A 19,762-nucleotide genomic window follows, 5' to 3' on the forward strand; every position below is an offset into this window, starting at 1 on the left:
CGAACCGTCCTCCCAGTGAAGCTCACATCCTCCGGGTCGCACCGCGCGACACCTCGGGCCACGATACCGACAGCGCGCCGGGTCGTCAGCGCGACGTATAGCCGGGCAAACCCCGCGCGAACAGCCTGGACCGGGCACGCAAAAGGCTCCGCGCGGTTGCCGGGTCGGGGGTCTGGCAACTGCGCGGAGCCGATCTGTTTATCGGCGCATCCCAGCGGGTGTTACACACTGCGCGCAGAATCGAGTGGATCCCGCCGGAGCAGCACTGACCGCACCCGAGGAGAGGGTTGGAATGCAACTGGGAATGATCGGTCTGGGGCGGATGGGCGGCAATATCGTGCGCCGGATCGTCCGCGACGGGCACACCGCCGTCGGCTACGAACGCAAGGCTTCAACCATCGAGGATCTGCGGGCCGAGCTGGGCGAGCCCTTTCAGGGCAGCACCGATCTCGGCGAATTCGTCGCGGCGCTGGCAACCCCACGGGTGGTGTGGGTGATGATCCCCGCGGGCGCGACCGGCGCGGTGATCGACGAACTCTCCGGCCTGCTCGAACCCGGTGACATCGTGATCGACGGGGGCAACAGCCGATACCACGACGACATCGCCCGCGCCGGGCAACTCGCGCCGAAGGGCATTCACTATGTCGATGTCGGCACGTCGGGCGGAGTGTTCGGTCTCGAACGCGGCTTCTGTCTGATGATCGGCGGAGAACCGGGACCGGTGGGTTATCTCGAGCCGCTGTGGAAGTCGATCGCCCCCGGCGTCGAGGCGGCGCCGCGCACGCCGGGCCGCACCGGCGAACCCACGCCCGCCGAACAGGGCTATCTGCATTGCGGACCCGCGGGAGCGGGACATTTCGTGAAAATGGTGCACAACGGCATCGAATACGGGGCGATGGCCGCCTACGCCGAAGGGCTGAACATTTTGCACAAGGCCGATTACGGCCTGGCGGATTCGGGGGAATTCTCGGCGGAGGAGACACCGGTGGCCCATCCCGAGCTCTACCGCTACCGCATCGATGTGCCGGAAGTCACAGAGGTGTGGCGGCGCGGATCAGTGGTCGCGTCCTGGCTGCTTGATCTCACCGCGGGCGCTCTGCACGCCGATCCGAACCTGGACTCCTTCGGCGGCCGGGTGTCCGACTCCGGTGAGGGCCGCTGGACGCTGGACGCCGCGATCGACGTCGGCGTGCCCGCGCCGGTGCTGGCGGCGGCGCTGTTCGGGCGGTTCTCCTCGCGCGGGGAGGCGCTGTACGCCGACAAGGTGCTCTCGGCGATGCGGATGGCCTTCGGCGGACACGGAGAACTGCCGCAGCGGTGAGCCGCCCCCGGACCTGCCGAATCCCCTCCGCTCGACAGGACCGCCCGCCCGGGGCGGCATCGCGTCGTCCGCGCGATGCCGCCCCGCCGAGTGCCGGGAGATCAGCGCTCGATGATGGCCGTGACGCCCTGACCGCCCGCGGCGCAGACCGAGATCAGCGCGCGGCCGCCGCCGTTCTCGGCGAGCTGCTTGGCGGTGGCGGCGATGATGCGGCCGCCGGTCGCGGCGAAGGGATGGCCCGCGGCCAGCGAGGAACCGTTGACATTGAGCTTGCTGCGGTCGATCGAGCCGAGCGCGCCGTCGAGGCCGAGGCGCTCCTTGCAGTACTGGTCGGACTCCCAGGCCTGCAGGGTGGCGAGCACGACGGAGGCGAAGGCCTCGTGGATCTCGTAGTAGTCGAAATCCTGCAGGGTCAGGCCGTTGCGCGCGAGCAGGCGCGGCACCGCGTAGGTCGGGGCCATCAGCAGGCCGTCGGGGCCGTGCACGTAGTCGACGGCGGCGACCTCGGAATCCACCAGGTGGGCCAGTACCGGCAGGCTGCGCTGCGCCGCCCACTCGTCGCTGGACAGCAGCACCGCGGACGCGCCGTCGGTGAGCGGGGTGGAGTTGCCCGCGGTCATGGTCGCGCCGCCTGCCTTGACGCCGAAGACCGGCTTCAGGGTGGCCAGTTTCTCGATCGAGGAGTCGGGGCGCAGGTTGTCGTCGCGGGTCAGGCCGAGGAACGGGGTGACGAGGTCGTCGAAGAAACCGCGGTCGTAGGCGGCGGCCATGTTCCTGTGCGAGAGGTAGGCCAGCTCGTCCTGCGCCTCGCGGCTGATGCCGAATTCCTTGGCGGTGATGGCGGCGTGCTCGCCCATCGACAGGCCGGTGCGCGGCTCGGCGTTGCGCGGGATCTCGATGCCGATCATGCTCGGGCGCAGCTGGCCGACCAGCTTGGCCCGCTCCTTGCCGGTGCGGGCGCGGTTGATCTTGAGCATCCACTCGCGCATCGGCTCGCTGACGCCGATCGGGGCGTCGGAGGTGGTGTCGGTGCCGCCGCCGATGCCCGCGTCGATACGGCCGAGCGCGATGGCGTCGGCCACGGTGACCACCGACTGCATGCCGGTGCCGCAGGCCAGCTGCAGGTCGTGGGCGGGGGTGTAGGGCGACAGACGGCTGCCGAGCACGCTTTCCCTGATCAGGCTGTGCTCGCCGACGCGCTTGAGCACGGCGCCGCCGACGACCATGCCCAGCCGCTCGCCCTGCAGGTTGAAGCGGCTCACCAGACCGTCCAGGGCGGCGGTGAACATGTCCTGGTTGGACGCCTTCGCGTACGCCTTGTCGGAACGAGCGAACGGGATGCGGTTGCCGCCCACGATGGCGACCGGTCGCGCGGTCTTCGGTGTGCTGGCCTTGGTCACTCGACTCTCCAAGTCTCGTCGGTTCGCTGTCTCGTCGGAACCAGGTGGCTCGTCGGAAACAGATATCTGTTCGGTTCGGGTGCGGTACCGCGCGGCCGAATGGGGTACGCGGTCCGCGTCCACGCTGCTGGAGCACCGCGTCACCGCGGTTTACATTAAACTTACTCTGGAGTAAGTTAATTGTCGACACCGCACCCCGCGAATGTGGTCGCCGCCGCAGGAAACGCTCCGCGAGAGCCGATTCCGCCCGGCGCGACCGGAACGCACCGTGCGAGCGGGGCGCCACTACACCGGCTACAACGAGAGAGAAAAGGTAGGAACTGTGGCAGCCAAGAGCAAGGGTGCACCCAACCTCTACGGATCGTTCGTCCACTCCGCCCCCGGTCATTTCCTGGCGAGCAAGCTGGGCCTGCCCCAGCCGGAAACGCTGCGCCGCTATGTCGCGGGCGAGCCGGCCCTGCCCGGTCCGGTGCTGCTCGGCGGCAAGGGCCGGGTCGTCGAGCCGCTGCGCGAGCTGCTGACCGACTACGAGATCGCCGACACGCCCGGTCAGGGCGTCAAGTACGGCGCGCTGGTCTTCGACGCGACCGGCATCGGTTCCATCGAGGATCTCGCCCAGCTCTACGAGTTCTTCCAGCCCGCCATGCGCAGCATCGCGGCCTCCGGCCGGCTCGTGGTCATCGGCACCACGCCGGAGCTGGCCGCGAGCGTCGAGGAGCAGATCGCCCAGCGCGCGCTCGAGGGCTTCACCCGCTCGGTCGGTAAGGAGCTGCTGCGCGGCGCCACCGCTCAGCTGGTCTACCTGCACCCGGAGGCCTCGACCGGGGCAACCGGCCTGGAGTCGACGCTGCGCTTCCTGCTCTCGGCCAAATCGGCCTTCGTCTCCGGCCAGGTCATCCGGGTCGGCAAGGACGACGCCACCGCCCCGGCCGACTGGGCGAAGCCGCTGGCCGGCAAGGTCGCCGTGGTCACCGGCGCCGCGCGCGGCATCGGCGCCACCATCGCCGAAGTCTTCGCCCGCGACGGCGCGACCGTGATCGTGGCCGACATCCCGGCCGCCGGTGACGCGCTCTCCGAGACCGCCAACAAGGTCAACGGCACCGCGCTGGCGCTCGACGTGACCGCCCCCGATGCCGCCGACAAGCTGGCCACTTTCGTGACCGAGCGCTTCGGCGGACTCGACATCATCGTGCACAACGCGGGCATCACCCGTGACAAGCTGCTCGCCAATATGGACGACGCCCGCTGGAACGCGGTCATCGGCGTGAATCTCGCTGCCCCGCACCGCATCACCGAGGCGCTGGTCGCCAAGGGCGTGCTGAAGGAGGGCGGCCGGGTGATCGACGTGTCCTCCATCGCGGGCATCGCGGGCAACCGCGGCCAGACCAACTACGGCGCCTCCAAGGCGGGCGTCATCGGCATGGTGCAGGCCGAGGCTCCGAAGCTGGCCGAGAAGGGCATCACCATCAACGCGGTGGCCCCCGGCTTCATCGAGACCGCCATGACCGCCGCCATCCCGGTGGGCACCCGCGAGGCGGGCAGGCTGATGAGCTCGCTGCTGCAGGGCGGTCAGACCGTCGACGTGGCCGAGGCGATCGCCTACTTCGCCAGCCCGGGTTCCAATGCCGTCAACGGCAATGTGCTGCGCGTGTGCGGCCAGGCCATGCTCGGAGCGTGAGGTAACCCATGGGATCGGAGACACAGGTGATCTCGCTGCGCGAGACGCCGAAGAACTCCAAGCTGTTCGTGCAGGCCGCGCTGGGCGCGGTGCCGCTGGGCACGGCCCGCAAGCAGACCATCCCCGACCGGGTGGTCGAGCTGAAGGGCCTGCGGGTCGACCCCGACCACCTGGCGGACTACTGCCTGGCGACCGGGCTGCGCTACAACGACTCGCTGCCGTTGACCTACCCGTTCATCCTCAGCTTCCCGCTGGCGATGAAACTCGTTGTGGCGCGGGACTTCCCGTTCGTCGCGGTCGGCGCGGTGCACGCGCAGAACGAGATCGAGCGCACCCGCGAGATCTCGGTGAGCGAGCCGCTGGACCTGCGCACCCACATCGAGAACCTGCGCGAGCATCCGCGCGGGCTGATGGTCGACGCCGTCACCGAGGTGAGCGTGGGCCGGGAGCTGGTGTGGCGGCAGGTGACCACCTTCCTGCACCAGCAGAAGACCTCGCTGTCGGGCGGGCCGAAGCCCGAGCCGAAGCCGGAGGAGGTGCCCCCGCCGCCGCTGCGCACGCTGAAGGTCGATCAGCAGACGATCACCCGGTACGCCAACGCCTCCGGCGACCACAACCCGATCCACACTTCGGCGTTGGGTGCCAAGGCTTTCGGGTTCCCGAAGCCGATCGCGCACGGCATGTGGTCGGCGGCGACGATCCTGAGTTCGGTCGAGGGCCGGATTCCGGCGAAGGTGTCGTACTCGGTGAAGTTCGGCAAGCCGGTGCTGTTGCCCGCCACGGTCAATGTGTACGCCGACCGGGTGGACGGCGGCTGGGATCTGGCACTGCGGCACCCGAAGAAGGGGTACCCGCATCTGACGGCCACCCTGCGCTGAGCCGTCCGGCGCTCGGCCGGTGAGCTGCGCGGTAATGCGGACTCTTTGCGGATCGCCCCCGAATCAGCCTGATTCGGGGGCGATTTCGTGTCCGCCGACGGGCCTACTCCCGATGGGCGCCCGAGGATGCCCCCGCGCCCGGGGACGCGGCCACCTGCCGTCCACGTCGAGGTCCATATGCGAGACCTCGGTGCCGAAATCGCCGGTACCGGAGCCCGCTGACGGCCTCAGCAGTCGCAGCCGCAGCAATCGCAGCCATCGCAGCAGCAGCCGTCACCGCAGTCGGGACAACCCGAACAGCCGTCGCCGCAGCAGCGCTTCCACCAGGCCTCCTCGCGGTTGCCGGTGCACGGATTGGTGTGATCGGCGAAGCAGGCGTACCCGGTGCAGTACACGCCGAGCGCGAGCGCGATGCCTTCGCCGAGGCCCGGGCGGCGGGTCGGCGGGTGCTTGTGGGTGATGATCGGCCGTTCGTTCCGCGCGTGGGAAGCCTTGCAGGCGTGCGTGATCACGCCGGGAATCCCGTGTCCGATCCGGTGCACCAGGGCGTGCAGCGGGTCGAGAAGCATCCAGCGCACGGTGGGGACTTCGGCCAGCTCGACAGCGGCCAGAGACCGTCGCAGCCGGGCATCGGACTCGTGGATGAGGTCGTAGGCCTCGGTGAGCGAGGTGCGCGAGGCGTCCAGCGGGTTGAATCGGCCGGCCGCGCGATCGGCATCGCGGTCTTCGACGGCGTCGGCCAAGTGGGCGATGCGGCCGAAATTCTCTCCCGCGATGCGCAGTTCGGCCGCGTTCTCGGGCCTGCCCGCGAGTACCGCGGTGTGTGCGAAGAACGCGGCGGCGCACTGTTCGGTGGAAGCGGTCAGCTCGGCGAGATCGGTGCTCGTGCGTTCCCGCTCGGTCTGCGCGGCGATCTCGACGACCAAGGGTTCCACGTCGAGGCCGATCAGCGTCGCCCGGGTCCGGGCGCTCGCGGCCCAGGAGGTCGACACCCGCGCCATCGGCTTGCGGGTCAGCGGGGCGGCATCACCGTCGTCGAGGTGATCGCGCAGGGCCGCCGAGCCGAGCAACAGTGAGGCGGTGGTGGCCAGCCGGACACCGGGAGCGGCGGCGGGGGCCACCTCGGCGCGGCGCATCGCCCGCAGCGCGCACCGGCCCGCGGTGACCCGCTCGGCGGGCGCCACGGACTGCGCCTCGGTGAGGACACTGAGCACGATCGCGTCGGTATTGGTCGCCGTCCGGGCCAGCTGACCGTGTCCGTCGCGCAATCCCAGGCACAGCCCGCACATGTGCGACTGCCACTGCGAACTGTCGATCCCGTACTTCGCCGCACCCTGCGCGCACGGCCTCAGCATTCCGAACATCGCGGCCCCCGCGTTCCTCCCCGAGCGCAGCGCCGCCCGTCCAACCGATAGCGCCACATCTTGACACCCGGGTCCGAGCGGCGCAACGGGTGCCGAGTCCGCGACCGTCGTGGTCGGCGACAGCGGGTGGTACGACTCGCGGGCGGCTACTCCGGCTTCTTGCGGCCGGCCAGCCCGCGCCACGCCAGATCATCGAGCAGGTCGACGGCCTCGCGTACCTCGATGCGCCCGCCCGCGACCCGGTCGGCGATGGCCTCCCCCGCGCCGATGACAGCGGCGGCGACGATATCGAAATTGGTGCCGGGTTCGGGATGTTTGGCGCTGGATTCCAAAAGCTTGGCGGTCAGTTCGATGACCCGCTCGCGGGCGTTGTCGATCTCGGAGGCGAAAGTTTCCTGGCCGAGGGCCTGCCGGTAGAGCACCTGCCAGGAGCGGCGGTTCTGGTCGACGAAGCCGAGGAAGGCCTCCAGCGCGGTGCGCAGCTGTTCGTGCGGGGTGAGCAGCGGGTTGCCCGCGGGCGCGACCGACTCGATCAGCCGGGCGCCCTCGCGCTGGATGCAGGCTCGGAACAGCTCGTCCTTGGAGCCGTAGTAGAGATAGAGCATCGGCTTGGAGATCTTGGCCTCGGCCGCGATGGCGTCCATGGAGGTCTCGTGGAAACCTTTGCGCGCGAAGACCTCCACGGCGGCGTCGAGCATCTGCTGCTCACGCACCGCCCGGGGAAGCCGCTTCGTTCCGCCCGCCATCCACTCTCCTACCGCATACCGGACCTCTGATATTACTCCAAGGTAAGTTCCGCGCCGGCCGATCTTCCCTCAACGGGTCGTCTCAGCAGGTCAGGAGGCCTTTGAAGGAAGCCATCCGGAGCACCGAGGCGTCCACCCGATCGGCGGGCAGCCGGCCGCTCGCCACCGCCTGCTCCAACCGGTCGAGCACCGAGGTCAGGGCGTCCGTGGTGATCCACAGGGCATTGTCGGCGCCGGCGACCAGGGCGGCTTCCACGGCCTGCTCGATGCTCATCCTGGCGGTGATCGCCGCCATGCCGCCGAGGTCGTCGGTGAAGATCGGGCCGTCGTAGGGGGCCGCGCCGTAGCCGGTGCCCTCCCGCAGCAGCGACATCACCTGCGGGCTGATGCTGGCGGGCACGTCGGGGGTGGTGAGGCCGGGCACGTCGAGGTGACCGACCATCACAGCCGCGCCGGAGCCGACGAGTTCGCGGAAGGGCACCAGATCCACCGACTGCAACTGATCCAGCGGCGGAGTCACCACCGCGCCGGTGTGCGAGTCGCCGGAGGCCGAGCCGTGGCCGGGGAAGTGCTTCATGACGGTGCCGACGCCGACCTCGCGCATGGCACGGATGTAGGCGTCGGCGTACCGGGTGACCACATTCGGGTCGTCGGAGAAAGAGCGGTCGCCGATGACGGTGTCGTCGGGCTGGGAGCTGACGTCGACGTCGGGAGCGAAGTTCACGGTCACGCCGAGGTCCTTCAGCGCCCGCCCGCGCTCGAGGGTGGCCTCGTAGAACTGCTCGGCGGTCATGGTGGCGGCGGTCTCCCTGGCCGAGGGCGCCGCGCCGATGAGGTCGCGGGCGCGGGAGACCCGGCCGCCCTCCTCGTCGATGGTCACCATGACCGGCACCTCGGAAGCGGCCTGCACCTGGGCGAGCTGTCCGTCGGCCAGCAGCGAGGGCTCGGTCCAGCTGCCGACGAAGATGCCGCCGACGCCTTCGCCGCTCACCGCGTTCGTCGCATCGGCCAGACCGGTGACGCCGACCGTGAGCAGCTGCGCCAGCTTGCGCCGCGGGGTCAGCCCGGACAGGAACTGCGCGCGGCAGTCACCGGCCACCGGGTTGTTCGACGCCGTCGTCGACTCCTCGGTCACGGTCGTCGTCGTGGACGGCTGGGTCGTCGACGAGGAGGTGGTCGTGGTCGTGCCGCCGGAGCAGGCGGTCGTGACGGCCGCGCACAGGGCGAGCAGGACCAGTGGCGTCTTCCGCATGGGCATCCACGGTAGTGCGCGCGCCGATCGGGCTCGCGGGCGGGCGCGCGTCGGGACGGCCCGCGCGGCATGCCCGGGAGTAGCCTGGCAGCAGGACTCCAGGCAGGAGGTCTACCGGTGACCTGCGATCTGATGCTCATCGCCTACGACGGCTCCGAGAACGCCAAGCGCGCAATCGAATACGCGGGACGATTCCTCTCCGCCGAGCGCGCTGTCGTGCTCACCGCGTGGGAGCCCATGGTGCTGCAAGCCGCCCGGCTGTCCGGGCTGTCGGGAGTGGTGCAGCCGGACTGGGTGCCCGACGAGGAACTCGAGGACGTGGCCTACGTCGACGCTCGCACCGTCAATACCGAAGGCGTGCGGCTGGCGAAACTGGCCGGCTTCGCCGCGGAGGCGCGCACGGTGGAATGCACCACGACGGTCTGGAACGCGATCGTGGAGACCGCCGACGAACTCGACGTCGACATCATCGTCGCCGGGACGCGGGGGGCCACCGGCATCAGGGCCCTGCTGCACAGCAGCGTCGCCGATGCGGTGCTGCGCCACTGTCACCGGCCCGTTCTGCTGGTCCCTCCCGCCAAGAAGGAGCACTGACCAGGCGGTTTCCGCGGTGATCAGCCCCGGTGCGGTACCGCAACGGGGTCGCCCGGATCGATCCCGGCGCGCCGGCCGCCGTCCCCGGGTGATCGCGGGCTCGGCCCGGTGAGCAGCAGCATCGGCGTCGTGAGCAGCAGCAGGCCCGCGACGCCGATGGCGATCCGGGGGCCGGTGAGCGCGCCGAGCACGCCCCACAGGGCGGTCACCGCGGCGATCGCGACCTTGCCGGTGATGTTCCACGACACCAGCACCCGGCCGATCCGGTCGTCGGGCACCCGCTGCAGGCGCTCGGTGGCGAACAGCGGAACGAACATTCCCATACAGGTGATCAGCACCAGCTGGACGGCGATCACCATGACCACGCCCGCCGGTCCCGGCACCACCAGGGCGAGGGCGATCGGCGGAACGGCGCGCAGCGCTCCGGCCACGAGCAGGAGCCGGTGGTGGCCGTAGCGGTCACGCAGACGACGGGCGAGCTGCGCGCCGGCCAACCCGCCGACACACGGCAGGCCGAAGGCCAGGCCGTATTGCCATGCGGCCCAGCCGAGTTCGTCGAGCAGCAGCACCGCGAGCAGCGGCTCGGTGGCCATGATGAGGGCGTTGACCGCGACGGTGTTGCGGAAGAGCGCGCGCAGGCGCGGGTCGGCGTCGATGAAGTGCCAGCCGTGCACCAGGTCGGCGGCCCGCCATCGCACTGCCCGCGTGGCCGGTGTCGCCTCCCGCTCCCGGATCGCGGCGATGCCGAGCGCGGAGACCAGGAAGCCCGCGGCATTGGCGAGCACGGTGGCGACGGGACCGAACAGGCCGATGGCCGCACCGCCGACGCTGGGGCCGACGGCGGTGGCGGTCCAGGTGGTCGACTCGAATCTGCTGTTGGCTGCCAGCAGGCCGTCTGGGCGGACGAGCTGTTTCAGATACGCGCCGCTCGCCGAGGTGAAGGCGATGTTCGCCGCCGCGGAGACCGCGCTGACGATCAGCAGCTGGACGTAGCTCAACACGCCGAGGAAGTAGGCGAGCGGGATGGTCAGCAGGGCGAGACAGCGCAGGACGTCCGTGCCGATCATGATCGGTCTCTTGCGACGCGTCTCCACCCACGGCCCGAGCGGCAACGCCAGCAGTGCGCCCGCCGCCACGCCCGCCGCGGTCAGCGCCGACACCCCGGCCGGTCCGGCCTCCAGCACCGCGATGGCGATCAGCGGGAAGGCGCCGAACCCCACCGCGGTACCCACGGTGGACGCCGCGTAGGCCGACCACAACCATCCGAACGAGCGTCCGAGCCGCTGTCCCGCCATCTGTACCCCTCCTCTGCCGCCGCCGGTCGGCTCGGCCGCCGATCTATGGCCAGGAGTGCACCAGAGGACGGGCCGGCGAATCCAACAACGGCGCCGTCGGCGAGCCACAACCGGGCGTTGCGCGTTCGTAGGATCCGCAGATGGATTTCGAAGCCGTGCGCACCTTCGTGGCCGTCGCCGAGCGCGGGCAGTTCCAGGAGGCGGCGGCGGATCTGCGCCTCACCCAGCAGGCGGTGTCCAAGCGGATCGCCAAACTCGAACGCTCGCTCGGCGTCTCGTTGTTCGTCCGAACCGCGCGCGGGGCCGGGCTCACCGCCGACGGCCGGGCGTTCCTGCCGCACGCCCGCGCCGTGTTGACGGGCGGCGGCCGCGGTGCGACCGGGCGGGCGTCCGCTGCGGGTCGACGTGCTCAACCGCCGTTTCGCCTGCGCGCTCGCACTCCGCGAGTTCTTCACGGCGCATCCGCGCGCGGGCCTGGAGGTGGTGACCCTGCCGGACGCGAACGCGACCCGAGCGATCGAGGCGTTGGCGGCCGGAGAGATCGACGCGACCTTCCGCGCCGTCTCGCCCGGCGATCTCGCCGACGGCATCACCGCCGTGCGGGTGCTCGACGATCCGCTGCAACTGCTCACCGGTCCGGACCATCCCCTCGCGAACGCTGAATCGCTTCGGCCGCAACAGCTTCGGGGGCATCGGATCTGGATTCCCGGTATCCGCCGCGACACCGAGTGGTCGGCGTACTACGACGACCTCACCGAGGCCTTCGATCTGCGCATCGATGCCGTCGGTCCGAATTTCGGCAGCGACGCACTCATGGACGCCGTCGCCACCGACCCGGCGCTGGCGACCCTCGTCGGCGCGGGCGACCACCACATCTGGCCCGCGACCCACGGACTGCGCCGGATCCCGCTCGTCGACCCGACCCCTGTCTATCCCCATTCCCTGCTGTTCCGCACCGACGATCCGCATCCGACGCTGGGCGCGCTGCTCGGGTATCTGGCCCGCACACGCGCGCAAGCGCCCGATCGGATCTGGCTGCCGAGATGGGCGCTCCTTCGCCGCGATGGGCGGGCGTGACGCCCACGACCGGTCGTGAGCCCGCGGTGGGGTCGCTCACGACCGACCCCCGCCGGCCGTCCTGCGCAGCTATCGTCGAGACATCATGACCGACTTCCTGCTCGCCCAGCCCGATGGCGTCCTGCGCGCCACCGGCGTGCGCGAGGCCTTCGACTCCGTGACCGCCGCGCGGACCGCGCTGCGCGGGGCGGGCGCGCAGATCGTGGTGGGTGCGTTGCCTTTCGACCCACAGCATCCCGCCGCGCTGGTCACGCCCGAGCGGTGGACCCGCACGCCGGGCCGGTGGCAACCGCCGGTGACAGACCTGCCGCCGGTGCGGGCGGTCAGCGAGTTGCCCGGCGCGGACGAGCACCTGGCGCGGGTGAAGAAGCTGGTCGAGCACCTGGCCGATCCGGAGACCGGGCTGCGCAAGGTCGTCGCGGCGCGGTCGGTGCTGGCCGAAGCCGACGCCGAACTGGCGCCCGATTCGGTGGCCGCGCGACTGGCCGCGCGGCATCCGGCGGCGAACATCTTCACCGTCGACCTGAGCCCGTCGGGGCGGACCGGCGCCACGCTCATCGGCGCCACACCGGAACTACTGGTGGCGAAGCGGGGCAGGGCCGTCACGCTGCGTCCGCTCGCTGGCAGCATGCCACGCCTGGCCGACCGGGACGCGGACGCGGCGCAGGCGGCCGAATTGCTGGCCAGCGCCAAGAACCGGGAAGAGCACGCGTATGTCGTCGACTGGCTCGCCGGCATCCTGAATCCGCTGTGCAGCGAACTCGACATCCCCGATGCGCCGCGACTGGTCGAGACGCACGATGTCTGGCATCTCGCCACTCCTATCACCGGCACCCTGCGCGATCCCGCGCTCACCGCACTCGATCTGGCGGTGCTGCTGCATCCCACTCCGGCGGTGTGCGGGACGCCGACCGGGGAGGCGCTCGACGTCATCACCAGGGACGAAGGCGATCGCGGGTTCTACGGCGGCGCGGTCGGCTGGTGCGAGGCCGGCGGCGACGGCGCGTGGCTGGTCGCGATCCGCTGCGCGGAACTGTCCGCCGACCGCCGTTCGCTGCGGGCCTACGCGGGCGGCGGCATCGTCGCGGCCTCGCAACCGCAGGAAGAACTCGACGAGACCACCGCGAAGCTGCGCACTTTCCTCGGCGGTCTGGACTGCCCGACACCGGCGCATTGATCGACTTCGCGCGCACCTTTCGCGCGTGCGGGGCCGTTCATGCGGTAGGTTGACCCGAAATGTGCCTGTCACGACGTATTGGAGTACCGCGATGAAGTTTGCTGTTCCCGGGATTGCGAGTGCTGTGGCCGGCGCCGTGATCGGCGTTATCGCGGTCTTCGGAATCACCGCAGCGGTCTCGCAGAACACCCGCCCGGAAATCGACCGCAGCGGCAAGGCCGACTCCTCGCTGCTGAACAGCGTTGAGTACGGCAGCCGCTGAGCCGCTGACCTCCGCTTCAACCGCCGACTCGGTCGGCACCCCAGGCGCGGACCCGGACGAGGCATCGGCCCCTACGAGGACGATCTCCCCCGAGTCCGCGCCGCTCGGTAGACGCTGGTTCGCCGGGACCGTGGTCGCGGCGTTCCTGCTCTCCTTCCTGCAGGCGCCCGGCCACACGGTCGCCGACACGAAATACGACCTGGCGCAGAATCCGCTGGGTTTCCTCGACCGCGCCTCGCATCTGTGGAGCAGCCAGGCCCCGATGGGCCAGGTCCAGAATCAGGCGTACGGGTACTTCTTCCCGCACGGGTCCTTCTTCTCCCTCGGCGATCTGCTCGGCCTGCCCGCGTGGGTCACCCAGCGGATCTGGTGGGCGCTGCTGCTGCTCGCCGGGTTCTGGGGCATCGTCCGGCTGTGCGAGACCTTGGGCATCGGCAGCCGCGGGTCACGGGTCGTGGCGGCGGTCGCGTTCACACTTTCTCCCCGGGTTCTCACCACCCTCGGCTCGATCTCCTCGGAGACCCTGCCGATGGTGCTGGCGCCCTGGGTGCTGATCGCCCCGGCCGCGCTGGGCACCGCCTATCGCAGACGTCGTCGCGGGGGCGCGGATTCGCCCGCGGGCAGTGCGCTCGCGCTCGCGCTGATGGGCGCGGTGAACGCGGTGGCCACGGTGGCGGCGTTCCTGCCCGCGCTGTTGTGGTGGGCCTCCTACAAGCCGAATCGGCGCTGGTGGCGGTTCACGCTGGCCTGGGTGCCGCTGCTGCTGCTGGCCACGCTGTGGTGGGCGGTGCCGCTGCTGCTGCTCGGCAAGGTCAGCCCACCGTTCCTGGACTACATCGAATCCTCCGGCGTCACCACGCAGTGGGCCTCGCTGGCGGAGGTGCTGCGCGGCACCGACAGCTGGACCCCGTTCGTCTCCCCCGAGCGCATCGCGGGCGCGGTGCTGGTCACCCAGCCCGCAGCGGTGCTGGCGACCGGGCTGATCGCGGCCGCGGGCGCGGCCGGGCTGGCGATGCGTTCGATGCCGCATCGCGGACGGCTGAGCCTGATCCTGTTCGCCGGGCTGGTGGGCATCTGCGCCGGTTTCGTCGGCGAGCTGAGCGGGCCGTTCGCCGAGTCGGTGCGGCTGTTCCTGGACTCCGGCGGCGCGCCGCTGCGCAATGTGCACAAACTCGAGCCGCTGATCCGCATCCCGCTGGTCCTCGGGCTGGCGCATCTGATCAGCCGGGTGCCGCTGCCGGTGTCGGTGCCGTGGCGGCAGTCCGTCGCGGCGTTCGCCCGGCCCGAGCGCGACCGCATGGTGGCGGTGACCGCGCTCATCCTCACCGCGCTGGTGCTGTCGACCTCGCTGGCCTGGACCGGCAAGCTGGCCCCGCGCGGCGCCTACGAGGCCGTACCGGACTACTGGCACGACACCGCCGACTGGCTGGCCGAGAACGCCGCCGACACCCGCGCGCTGATCGTTCCCGGGGCGCCGTTCGGCAGTCAGGTGTGGGGCCTGACCCGCGACGAACCGTTGCAGGCGCTGGCGAGCACACCGTGGGCGGTGCGCGACGCGGTGCCGTTGAACCCGCCGGGCACCATCCGCGCGATGGACTCGGTGCAGCGGCTCATCGCCGACGGCCGCCCGTCGACCGGGCTCGCCGCGACGCTGGCCGGCCAGGGCATCGGCGTGCTGGTGCTGCGCAACGATCTGGACCCGGAAACCTCGCGCTCGACCCGGCCGATGCTGGCCCACCAAACCATCGAGGGTTCGCCCGGACTCAGGAAGGTGGCCGAATTCGGTGGTCCCATCGAGAGTTCGGTGCTCGCCGAGGGCCTGGTGGCCGACGGCGATCTGCGGCCGACCTATCCCGCGATCGAGATCTACCGCGTCGAGGTGCCGCGCGTGCCAGGCATCGAGGACACCACGGTGCGCTCCGGCACCGGTGCGCCCGATTCCTTCCCCGCCGCCTACACGGTGCCGCTCGCCTCGGTGCCGGTCGTGCAAGGCGGAGCCGAGGTGCTCGAGCGCCGCAACCGGGGCGAGGGCGTCACCGGACCGAGCCTGCTGGCCGCCGACGCCGAACGCGCCGGACTTCCCGTCGGCCCGGTGACCGTCACCGACACCCCGATGGACCGGGAAGCCGATTTCGGGCGCGTCGACAACCACAACTCCGCGCTGCGCGCGCCCGGCGACGAGCGCCGCACCCACAATCTCGTCCCGGACTACCCGGTGGAGGGCGCCGACCTCGTGCGGGGCAGCTGGTCAGGGGCCACCCTCACCGCCTCGAGTTCCGCCGCCGACGCCACCCAGCTCGGCGGGGCAGCGCCCGGCAGTTCCACCGCCGCCGCCGTGGACGGCGATCCGTCGACGGCCTGGATCAGCAACGGCACCGAGATCGCCGTGGGGCAATGGCTGCGCCTCGACCTCGACGAACCGGTCGCCAACGGGCTGCTGCGGCTGACCACCAGCGGCGCCGCCATCGGCGACCCGGTGAAATGGGTGGAGGCGCGCACGGAGAACGGCAGCGTCTCCGCCCGGATCCCCGGGCCGGGCGAGCCGATCTCGATGTCGCTGCCGCCCGGCCGCACCGAGTGGGTCGTCATCACCGCGCTGCGCACCGAACGCGGATCCGCCGGCGGCCAATTCGGCATCAGCGAACTCGCCCTCGAGGATTACGCCGACCGGGAGAACCCGCGCACCGTCGACATCCGCCACCACACCGTGCTGCCGCCCACTCCAGGCGACGGACAGGTGCTCGGCTGGGATCTCGGGCAGGAGTTCCCGGGCCGCAGCGCCTGTTTCGACGGCCCGGATCGGGTGCGATGCAGCAAGAGCATGGGCCTGGCACCCGAAGAGCCCGGCGCATTCGCCCGCACCCTGTCCGTGCCCGAACCCATGACGCTGGCGCCCGAGCTGACCGTGCGCACCCGGCAGGGCCCCGCGCTGGAAGCGCTGCTCACCGACCCCGCCAGGCCGATCGCCCGTGGCCGCGCCGACGTCGGCGACCTGCGCGGTTCGGCCTTCGCCGCCACCGACGGCAATCCGCGCACCAGCTGGATCGCCCCGGAGAACTCCGTGCGCACCTATGCCGCCGGCAAGCCGACACTCACCGTCGAACTGCCCGAGCCCGCCCTGGTCACCGGCCTCGACCTGACCACCTCGCTCGGCAACCTGCCCGCCGAACCGACTTCGGTGACGGTGAACCTCGGCACCGGCCCGCAGGTGCGGGCGCTGGACGGCGCGCGCGAACCCGGCACGCCCGCCAGGATCGAACTGCATCCGGCGGTCACCGATCGCATCGAGATCAGCATCCACAGCTGGAACGGCGTGCTCGACCGGACCGCACTGGGGTTCGCCCAGACCCAGCCGCCCGGGCTCGCCGAGATCGAAGTGCTCGGCCCGCAGTACCCGGCTCCCGCGCCGGCGGATCGGCTGATCACCGTTCCGTGCGAGGCCGGGCCCACCGTGGCGCTGGCGGGGCGCACGATGCAGACCACCATCACCGCGACCGCCGCCGAATTGCTCTCCGGCGCACCGGTTGCCGCGACGATATGCGCCGACGCGGCCGACGAGCCGGCGGCGCCGGAGTTCACGGTGCTGCCGGGACGGCCCGAAGTGGTCGCCTCGCCGACCGAGATGTTCAGCGTCGACCGGCTCCAGCTGGTCCGCACCGATCTCGACCGCGGCCCGGCCGAGCCGGCGCGCGGCGAAATCCTCTCGGACGACCGGCTTCTCGTGCTTCCGGTGAGCACGAACGTCGGGTGGCGGGCGCAGACGGCGGACGGGCGTGCGCTGGAACCCGTGGTGGTCGACGGCTGGCAGCAGGCCTGGGTGCTTCCCGCCGACGCGACGGGTCCGGTCACGGTCTCCTTCCCCGTCGATCGCTGGTATCGACTCGGGATCTTCGGTGGTCTGCTTCTGCTTGTTCCCTTGCTGGCGTTCGCGATTCCGCGCCGGGCGCGCGCAGGCACAGATCCCGGCCCCGCGTCGCGGCCGTGGTCGAATCGGGTCCTGGGCGCGGCCGGGGTGCTCGCCGCGGCCACCGTCATCGCGGGTGCGGTGGGCGCCGCGCTCACCGTGGCGGGCCTGCTCGCCGCACGGTTCCTGCCCACGCGCAGTGCGGCGGCGCTCGCCGGGGTCGCCGGGATCTTCACGGCCGTTTCGGCCGCCGCGCTCTCGACCGGACCGTGGCGGTCGGCGGAGGGCTACCTCGGCGGTTCGTTGTGGGTGCAGTTGCCCGCGCTGATCGCGGTCGTCGCCGTCGGGATCGCGGCGCTGCCAGCGCGTCGCGGGTCGCGCTGATCCCGCCGGTGCGTCAGGCGGTGGAGGAATCCGCCGCGGGTCGCTGCCGGATCGAACCGGACGGATGCCCGACATCGGCGCGATGCCCGGTGTCAGGGCGATGCTCGGTCTCGGCGCGATGCTCGGGCTGATCGGCGCCAGGCGTAGCCGCGAACGGTGCGGAGGGTCGTGACCACCGGTCGAAACGCCGGGCGAACTGCCGGGACGGTTCCTCGATCAGCGCGTAGCTGGCGGCCGCCACGGGCAGTGTCAGGCCGACGGTGAGGATCAGCACCCAGACGAAATCGCCGGAGAAGGGCAGGATCCCGAACACCGGGAACACGATCGAGAGCACCACGAGGTGCCACAGGAAGATGCCATAGGACCAGCGGCCGATCGTGGCCGCCAACGGCGATTCCAGCCAGCGATGCCGGGCCGAGCCGAGCACCAGCGGGGCGATCAGGCCGTAGCCGATGATCGCGCCGAGGGCCATTTTCATCATGTACTGCCACGGCTCGGCGCGGGTGAGGCCGGCCGGACCGGCCAGGTCGGTGGCCGCGAGCAGGAAGGCGAGCAGCGCGGCGGGCCACATCAGGTTGCGATTGCCGCTGATACGCCACAGACGCCCCCGCAGACCACGCGATCCGGCACTCTCGGGCTCCTCCACCAGTTCGGCCAGCAGCATGCCGCCGGCGAACCACGGCAGGTAGCCGGGCAGCCAGTTGTCGGCGTGGATGGCGTCCGGGGTGGGCACCGGAAGGAAGTTCCAGCCCAGGGACAGCGCGGCGAGTCCGATCACCACGGGCACCCGTAGCCGGGCGGCCCGGCCGCGCAGCCGGACGACCGCGAAGGCGAGCAGCGGAAGCACCAGATAGAAGGCGACCTCGACGGCGAGACTCCACATCTGGGTCAGCCCGTCGGTCAGCGTCAAGGGGACGTACACCTGCAACAACGCCAGGTTCGACAGCCACACCCGCACGCCCGCGGTGTGCGCCGCGGCGGGCAGCAGAGTCAGCGCCACACAGACCACCGCCCAGTAGGCGGGCAGGATGCGCGCGGCCCGGTGCCGCAGGTAGTGGACGGTGCTGGGCGCGGTGCCGTTGCCGCGCGCGGCCGCGGCATGCGGACGCCACAGCAGATAGCCGGAGAGTACGAAGAAGACCGCGACCGCCATATCGAAGCGTCCCCAGATCCGGCCGAGCACCGGCGTCGAGGACGCCCCGGTCTGAAACGCGACATGGGTGAGAACCACGCCGAGCGCCGCCAGACCGCGCATTCCCTCCAAGGCGGGAACGAAGCGGCGGGGTGCGGTAGTGGTGGTGGTCATCGGACTCCAGTGTGGCGGTTCCGGTCACAAATGGAGACCGGGGGGTTTGTGTGTCCGCGCTGGACTCGAGCGATTTCCTACCGGATTCCGGCCACGGAACCGCATGGTACGCGATCGGGCTGTTAGTGTCGGGGCTCACGAGTGTCGTGCGCTTCGGTGGCGGCACCGGCTGGAATGACCTGAGTTCTATGACGAGGAGTGTTTGCATGGCACTGAGTGCCGGTACCAGAAGGACGGTGGCCTGCCTGCTCGTAGGTCTCGGCGCGCTGCTGATCGTCATGGCGCTGCTGATCCCGACCTACACCGTCGGAAAGCTGGCCAAGACTCCCCTCGATCTGGAGATCACCACCATCGCGACCAGCCGGGCAGACGAGCCCAGCCGCGTGCTGGATTCGAAATCGCTGACCGCGCCGGAGGGTTCGGCCAAGATCGACGAGAACGTGCCGCTGCTCTCGCAGCGCTTCGTGACCGTCGAGGAGCCGTCGGACGCGGACCAGATGACCGTCCAGGCAGGCCAGACGCTGCGCCGTACCGACCGTCAGGGCGACACCGGCCTGCTGACCGCGAGCGTGGACCGGGTCACCATCGACCGGAAGACCGGTGAGCCGGTCGCCACCGAGCCCAACGGCTCGATCGCGGTCACGACCAACGAAAAGGGCGAGCCGATCGCCGATCCCGTGCAGCACGTGGGTCTGCAGTACCGCTTCCCGATCGGCACCGAGAAGAAGGACTACCCGTACTTCGATCTCAACGCGCGCGCGACCTTCCCGGCGGTCTTCCTGGAGGAGACCGAGATCAACGGCACCACGGTGTACCACTTCCGCAACACCGTCCCGGCCACCAACCTGTACGACGTGGTGAAGGCACCGACCAACCGGCTCACCCTGCCCGCCGCCAAGTGGGGCCTGGAGGGTGGCGACACCCCGGTCACGCTGACCCGGTACTACAAGAACGTCCGTGACCTGTTCGTCGAGCCGGAGACCGGCACCGTCATCAGCGGTGGCGAGGCGCTGCACATCTACTACGGCCGTAGCGCCGAGCAGGAAGATGTGACCGCGCTGCAGTCGCACGTGGTCTTCGACGACGCGACCGTCGAGTCGCAGCTTGCGATCGCCAAGGACAAC

15 protein-coding genes and 1 pseudogene are annotated in these 19,762 nt (G+C 70.8%); 10 read left to right on the forward strand and 6 right to left on the reverse strand.

Features of this window, described 5'->3' with window-relative positions; translation table 11 throughout:
* Positions 1–292 precede the first annotated feature (292 nt).
* Positions 293–1,321: a phosphogluconate dehydrogenase (NAD(+)-dependent, decarboxylating) gene (gene gnd / locus ON26_RS25975; protein WP_040799706.1), complete on the forward strand. Its 1,029-nt coding sequence runs from the start codon at positions 293–295 to the stop codon at positions 1,319–1,321.
* Between the two features lie 101 nt (positions 1,322–1,422).
* Here gnd and ON26_RS25980 read toward each other — a convergent pair whose 3' ends face one another.
* The gene (locus ON26_RS25980; protein WP_245546060.1) at positions 1,423–2,721 is read right to left on the reverse strand and encodes an acetyl-CoA C-acetyltransferase; all 1,299 of its coding nucleotides are present in this window, start codon (positions 2,719–2,721) and stop codon (positions 1,423–1,425) included.
* 322 nt (positions 2,722–3,043) lie between these two features.
* On the opposite strand from ON26_RS25980, the gene ON26_RS25985 reads away from it, so the two are divergent.
* Entirely contained in the window at positions 3,044–4,399 is a 1,356-nt protein-coding gene (locus ON26_RS25985; RefSeq protein WP_174375448.1) for a 3-oxoacyl-ACP reductase, read from the forward strand.
* Positions 4,400–4,407: 8 nt separating this feature from the next.
* Complete coding sequence (locus ON26_RS25990; RefSeq protein ID WP_040799711.1) at positions 4,408–5,277, forward strand: MaoC/PaaZ C-terminal domain-containing protein; 870 nt, start codon at positions 4,408–4,410, stop codon at positions 5,275–5,277.
* Between the two features lie 227 nt (positions 5,278–5,504).
* On the opposite strand, the gene ON26_RS25995 is transcribed toward ON26_RS25990, so the two are convergent.
* The 3 genes from ON26_RS25995 to ON26_RS26005 all read right to left on the reverse strand — a co-directional run bounded on the left by ON26_RS25995 (position 5,505) and on the right by ON26_RS26005 (position 8,639).
* A complete protein-coding gene (locus ON26_RS25995; protein WP_040799712.1) occupies positions 5,505–6,641 on the reverse strand; it encodes a DUF5685 family protein in 1,137 nt (378 codons plus the stop codon).
* A 146-nt stretch (positions 6,642–6,787) separates the two neighbouring features.
* Complete coding sequence (locus ON26_RS26000; RefSeq protein ID WP_040799713.1) at positions 6,788–7,387, reverse strand: TetR/AcrR family transcriptional regulator; 600 nt, start codon at positions 7,385–7,387, stop codon at positions 6,788–6,790.
* 82 nt (positions 7,388–7,469) lie between these two features.
* Entirely contained in the window at positions 7,470–8,639 is a 1,170-nt protein-coding gene (locus ON26_RS26005; protein ID WP_040799729.1) for a glycoside hydrolase family 3 N-terminal domain-containing protein, read from the reverse strand.
* A gap of 117 nt (positions 8,640–8,756) precedes the next feature.
* Between ON26_RS26005 and ON26_RS26010 the strand changes: the two genes are divergently transcribed.
* On the forward strand, positions 8,757–9,233 hold the full coding sequence (locus ON26_RS26010; protein ID WP_040799715.1) for a universal stress protein: 477 nt from the start codon (positions 8,757–8,759) through the stop codon (positions 9,231–9,233).
* Positions 9,234–9,253: 20 nt separating this feature from the next.
* On the opposite strand, the gene ON26_RS26015 is transcribed toward ON26_RS26010, so the two are convergent.
* The gene (locus tag ON26_RS26015) at positions 9,254–10,528 is read right to left on the reverse strand and encodes an MFS transporter (RefSeq protein WP_083884354.1); all 1,275 of its coding nucleotides are present in this window, start codon (positions 10,526–10,528) and stop codon (positions 9,254–9,256) included.
* Positions 10,529–10,668: 140 nt separating this feature from the next.
* On the opposite strand from ON26_RS26015, the pseudogene ON26_RS34770 reads away from it, so the two are divergent.
* The 5 genes and pseudogenes from ON26_RS34770 to ON26_RS26030 all read left to right on the forward strand — a co-directional run.
* Positions 10,669–10,794, forward strand: a pseudogene (locus ON26_RS34770) (LysR family transcriptional regulator); the annotation flags it as partial.
* 106 nt (positions 10,795–10,900) lie between these two features.
* Complete coding sequence (locus ON26_RS26020) at positions 10,901–11,605, forward strand: LysR substrate-binding domain-containing protein (protein ID WP_245546061.1); 705 nt, start codon at positions 10,901–10,903, stop codon at positions 11,603–11,605.
* An 85-nt stretch (positions 11,606–11,690) separates the two neighbouring features.
* A complete protein-coding gene (locus ON26_RS26025; protein ID WP_040799718.1) occupies positions 11,691–12,782 on the forward strand; it encodes an isochorismate synthase in 1,092 nt (363 codons plus the stop codon).
* A 91-nt stretch (positions 12,783–12,873) separates the two neighbouring features.
* Positions 12,874–13,044, forward strand: coding sequence for a DUF2613 domain-containing protein (locus ON26_RS32600; protein WP_083884355.1), 171 nt, complete (start codon positions 12,874–12,876; stop codon positions 13,042–13,044).
* A gap of 82 nt (positions 13,045–13,126) precedes the next feature.
* Entirely contained in the window at positions 13,127–17,332 is a 4,206-nt protein-coding gene (locus ON26_RS26030; RefSeq protein ID WP_040799733.1) for an alpha-(1->3)-arabinofuranosyltransferase, read from the forward strand.
* Between the two features lie 13 nt (positions 17,333–17,345).
* Here ON26_RS26030 and ON26_RS26035 read toward each other — a convergent pair whose 3' ends face one another.
* Positions 17,346–18,638 (reverse strand): acyltransferase family protein, encoded by a 1,293-nt coding sequence (locus ON26_RS26035; RefSeq protein WP_174375449.1) that lies wholly within the window; start codon positions 18,636–18,638, stop codon positions 17,346–17,348.
* A gap of 206 nt (positions 18,639–18,844) precedes the next feature.
* Between ON26_RS26035 and pgfA the strand changes: the two genes are divergently transcribed.
* Positions 18,845–19,762: cell envelope lipid trafficking protein PgfA (gene pgfA, locus ON26_RS26040; protein WP_040799737.1), on the forward strand; the 918-nt coding region annotated here is incomplete at its 3' end.

Source organism: Nocardia higoensis NBRC 100133 (genome assembly GCF_000308595.1).
GTDB classification, from domain to species: domain Bacteria; phylum Actinomycetota; class Actinomycetes; order Mycobacteriales; family Mycobacteriaceae; genus Nocardia; species Nocardia higoensis.

Bases quoted from the DNA above. Each gene is read 5' to 3' on its own strand.
- gnd (WP_040799706.1), top strand. From the start codon at position 293: ATGCAACTGGGAATGATCGGTCTGGGGCGGATGGGCGGCAATATCGTG.
- ON26_RS26035 (WP_174375449.1), bottom strand. From the start codon at position 18,638: ATGACCACCACCACTACCGCACCCCGCCGCTTCGTTCCCGCCTTGGAG.
- ON26_RS25995 (WP_040799712.1), bottom strand. From the start codon at position 6,641: ATGTTCGGAATGCTGAGGCCGTGCGCGCAGGGTGCGGCGAAGTACGGG.
- ON26_RS26025 (WP_040799718.1), top strand. From the start codon at position 11,691: ATGACCGACTTCCTGCTCGCCCAGCCCGATGGCGTCCTGCGCGCCACC.
- ON26_RS26000 (WP_040799713.1), bottom strand. From the start codon at position 7,387: ATGGCGGGCGGAACGAAGCGGCTTCCCCGGGCGGTGCGTGAGCAGCAG.
- ON26_RS26015 (WP_083884354.1), bottom strand. From the start codon at position 10,528: ATGGCGGGACAGCGGCTCGGACGCTCGTTCGGATGGTTGTGGTCGGCC.
- ON26_RS25990 (WP_040799711.1), top strand. From the start codon at position 4,408: ATGGGATCGGAGACACAGGTGATCTCGCTGCGCGAGACGCCGAAGAAC.
- ON26_RS26005 (WP_040799729.1), bottom strand. From the start codon at position 8,639: ATGCGGAAGACGCCACTGGTCCTGCTCGCCCTGTGCGCGGCCGTCACG.
- ON26_RS32600 (WP_083884355.1), top strand. From the start codon at position 12,874: ATGAAGTTTGCTGTTCCCGGGATTGCGAGTGCTGTGGCCGGCGCCGTG.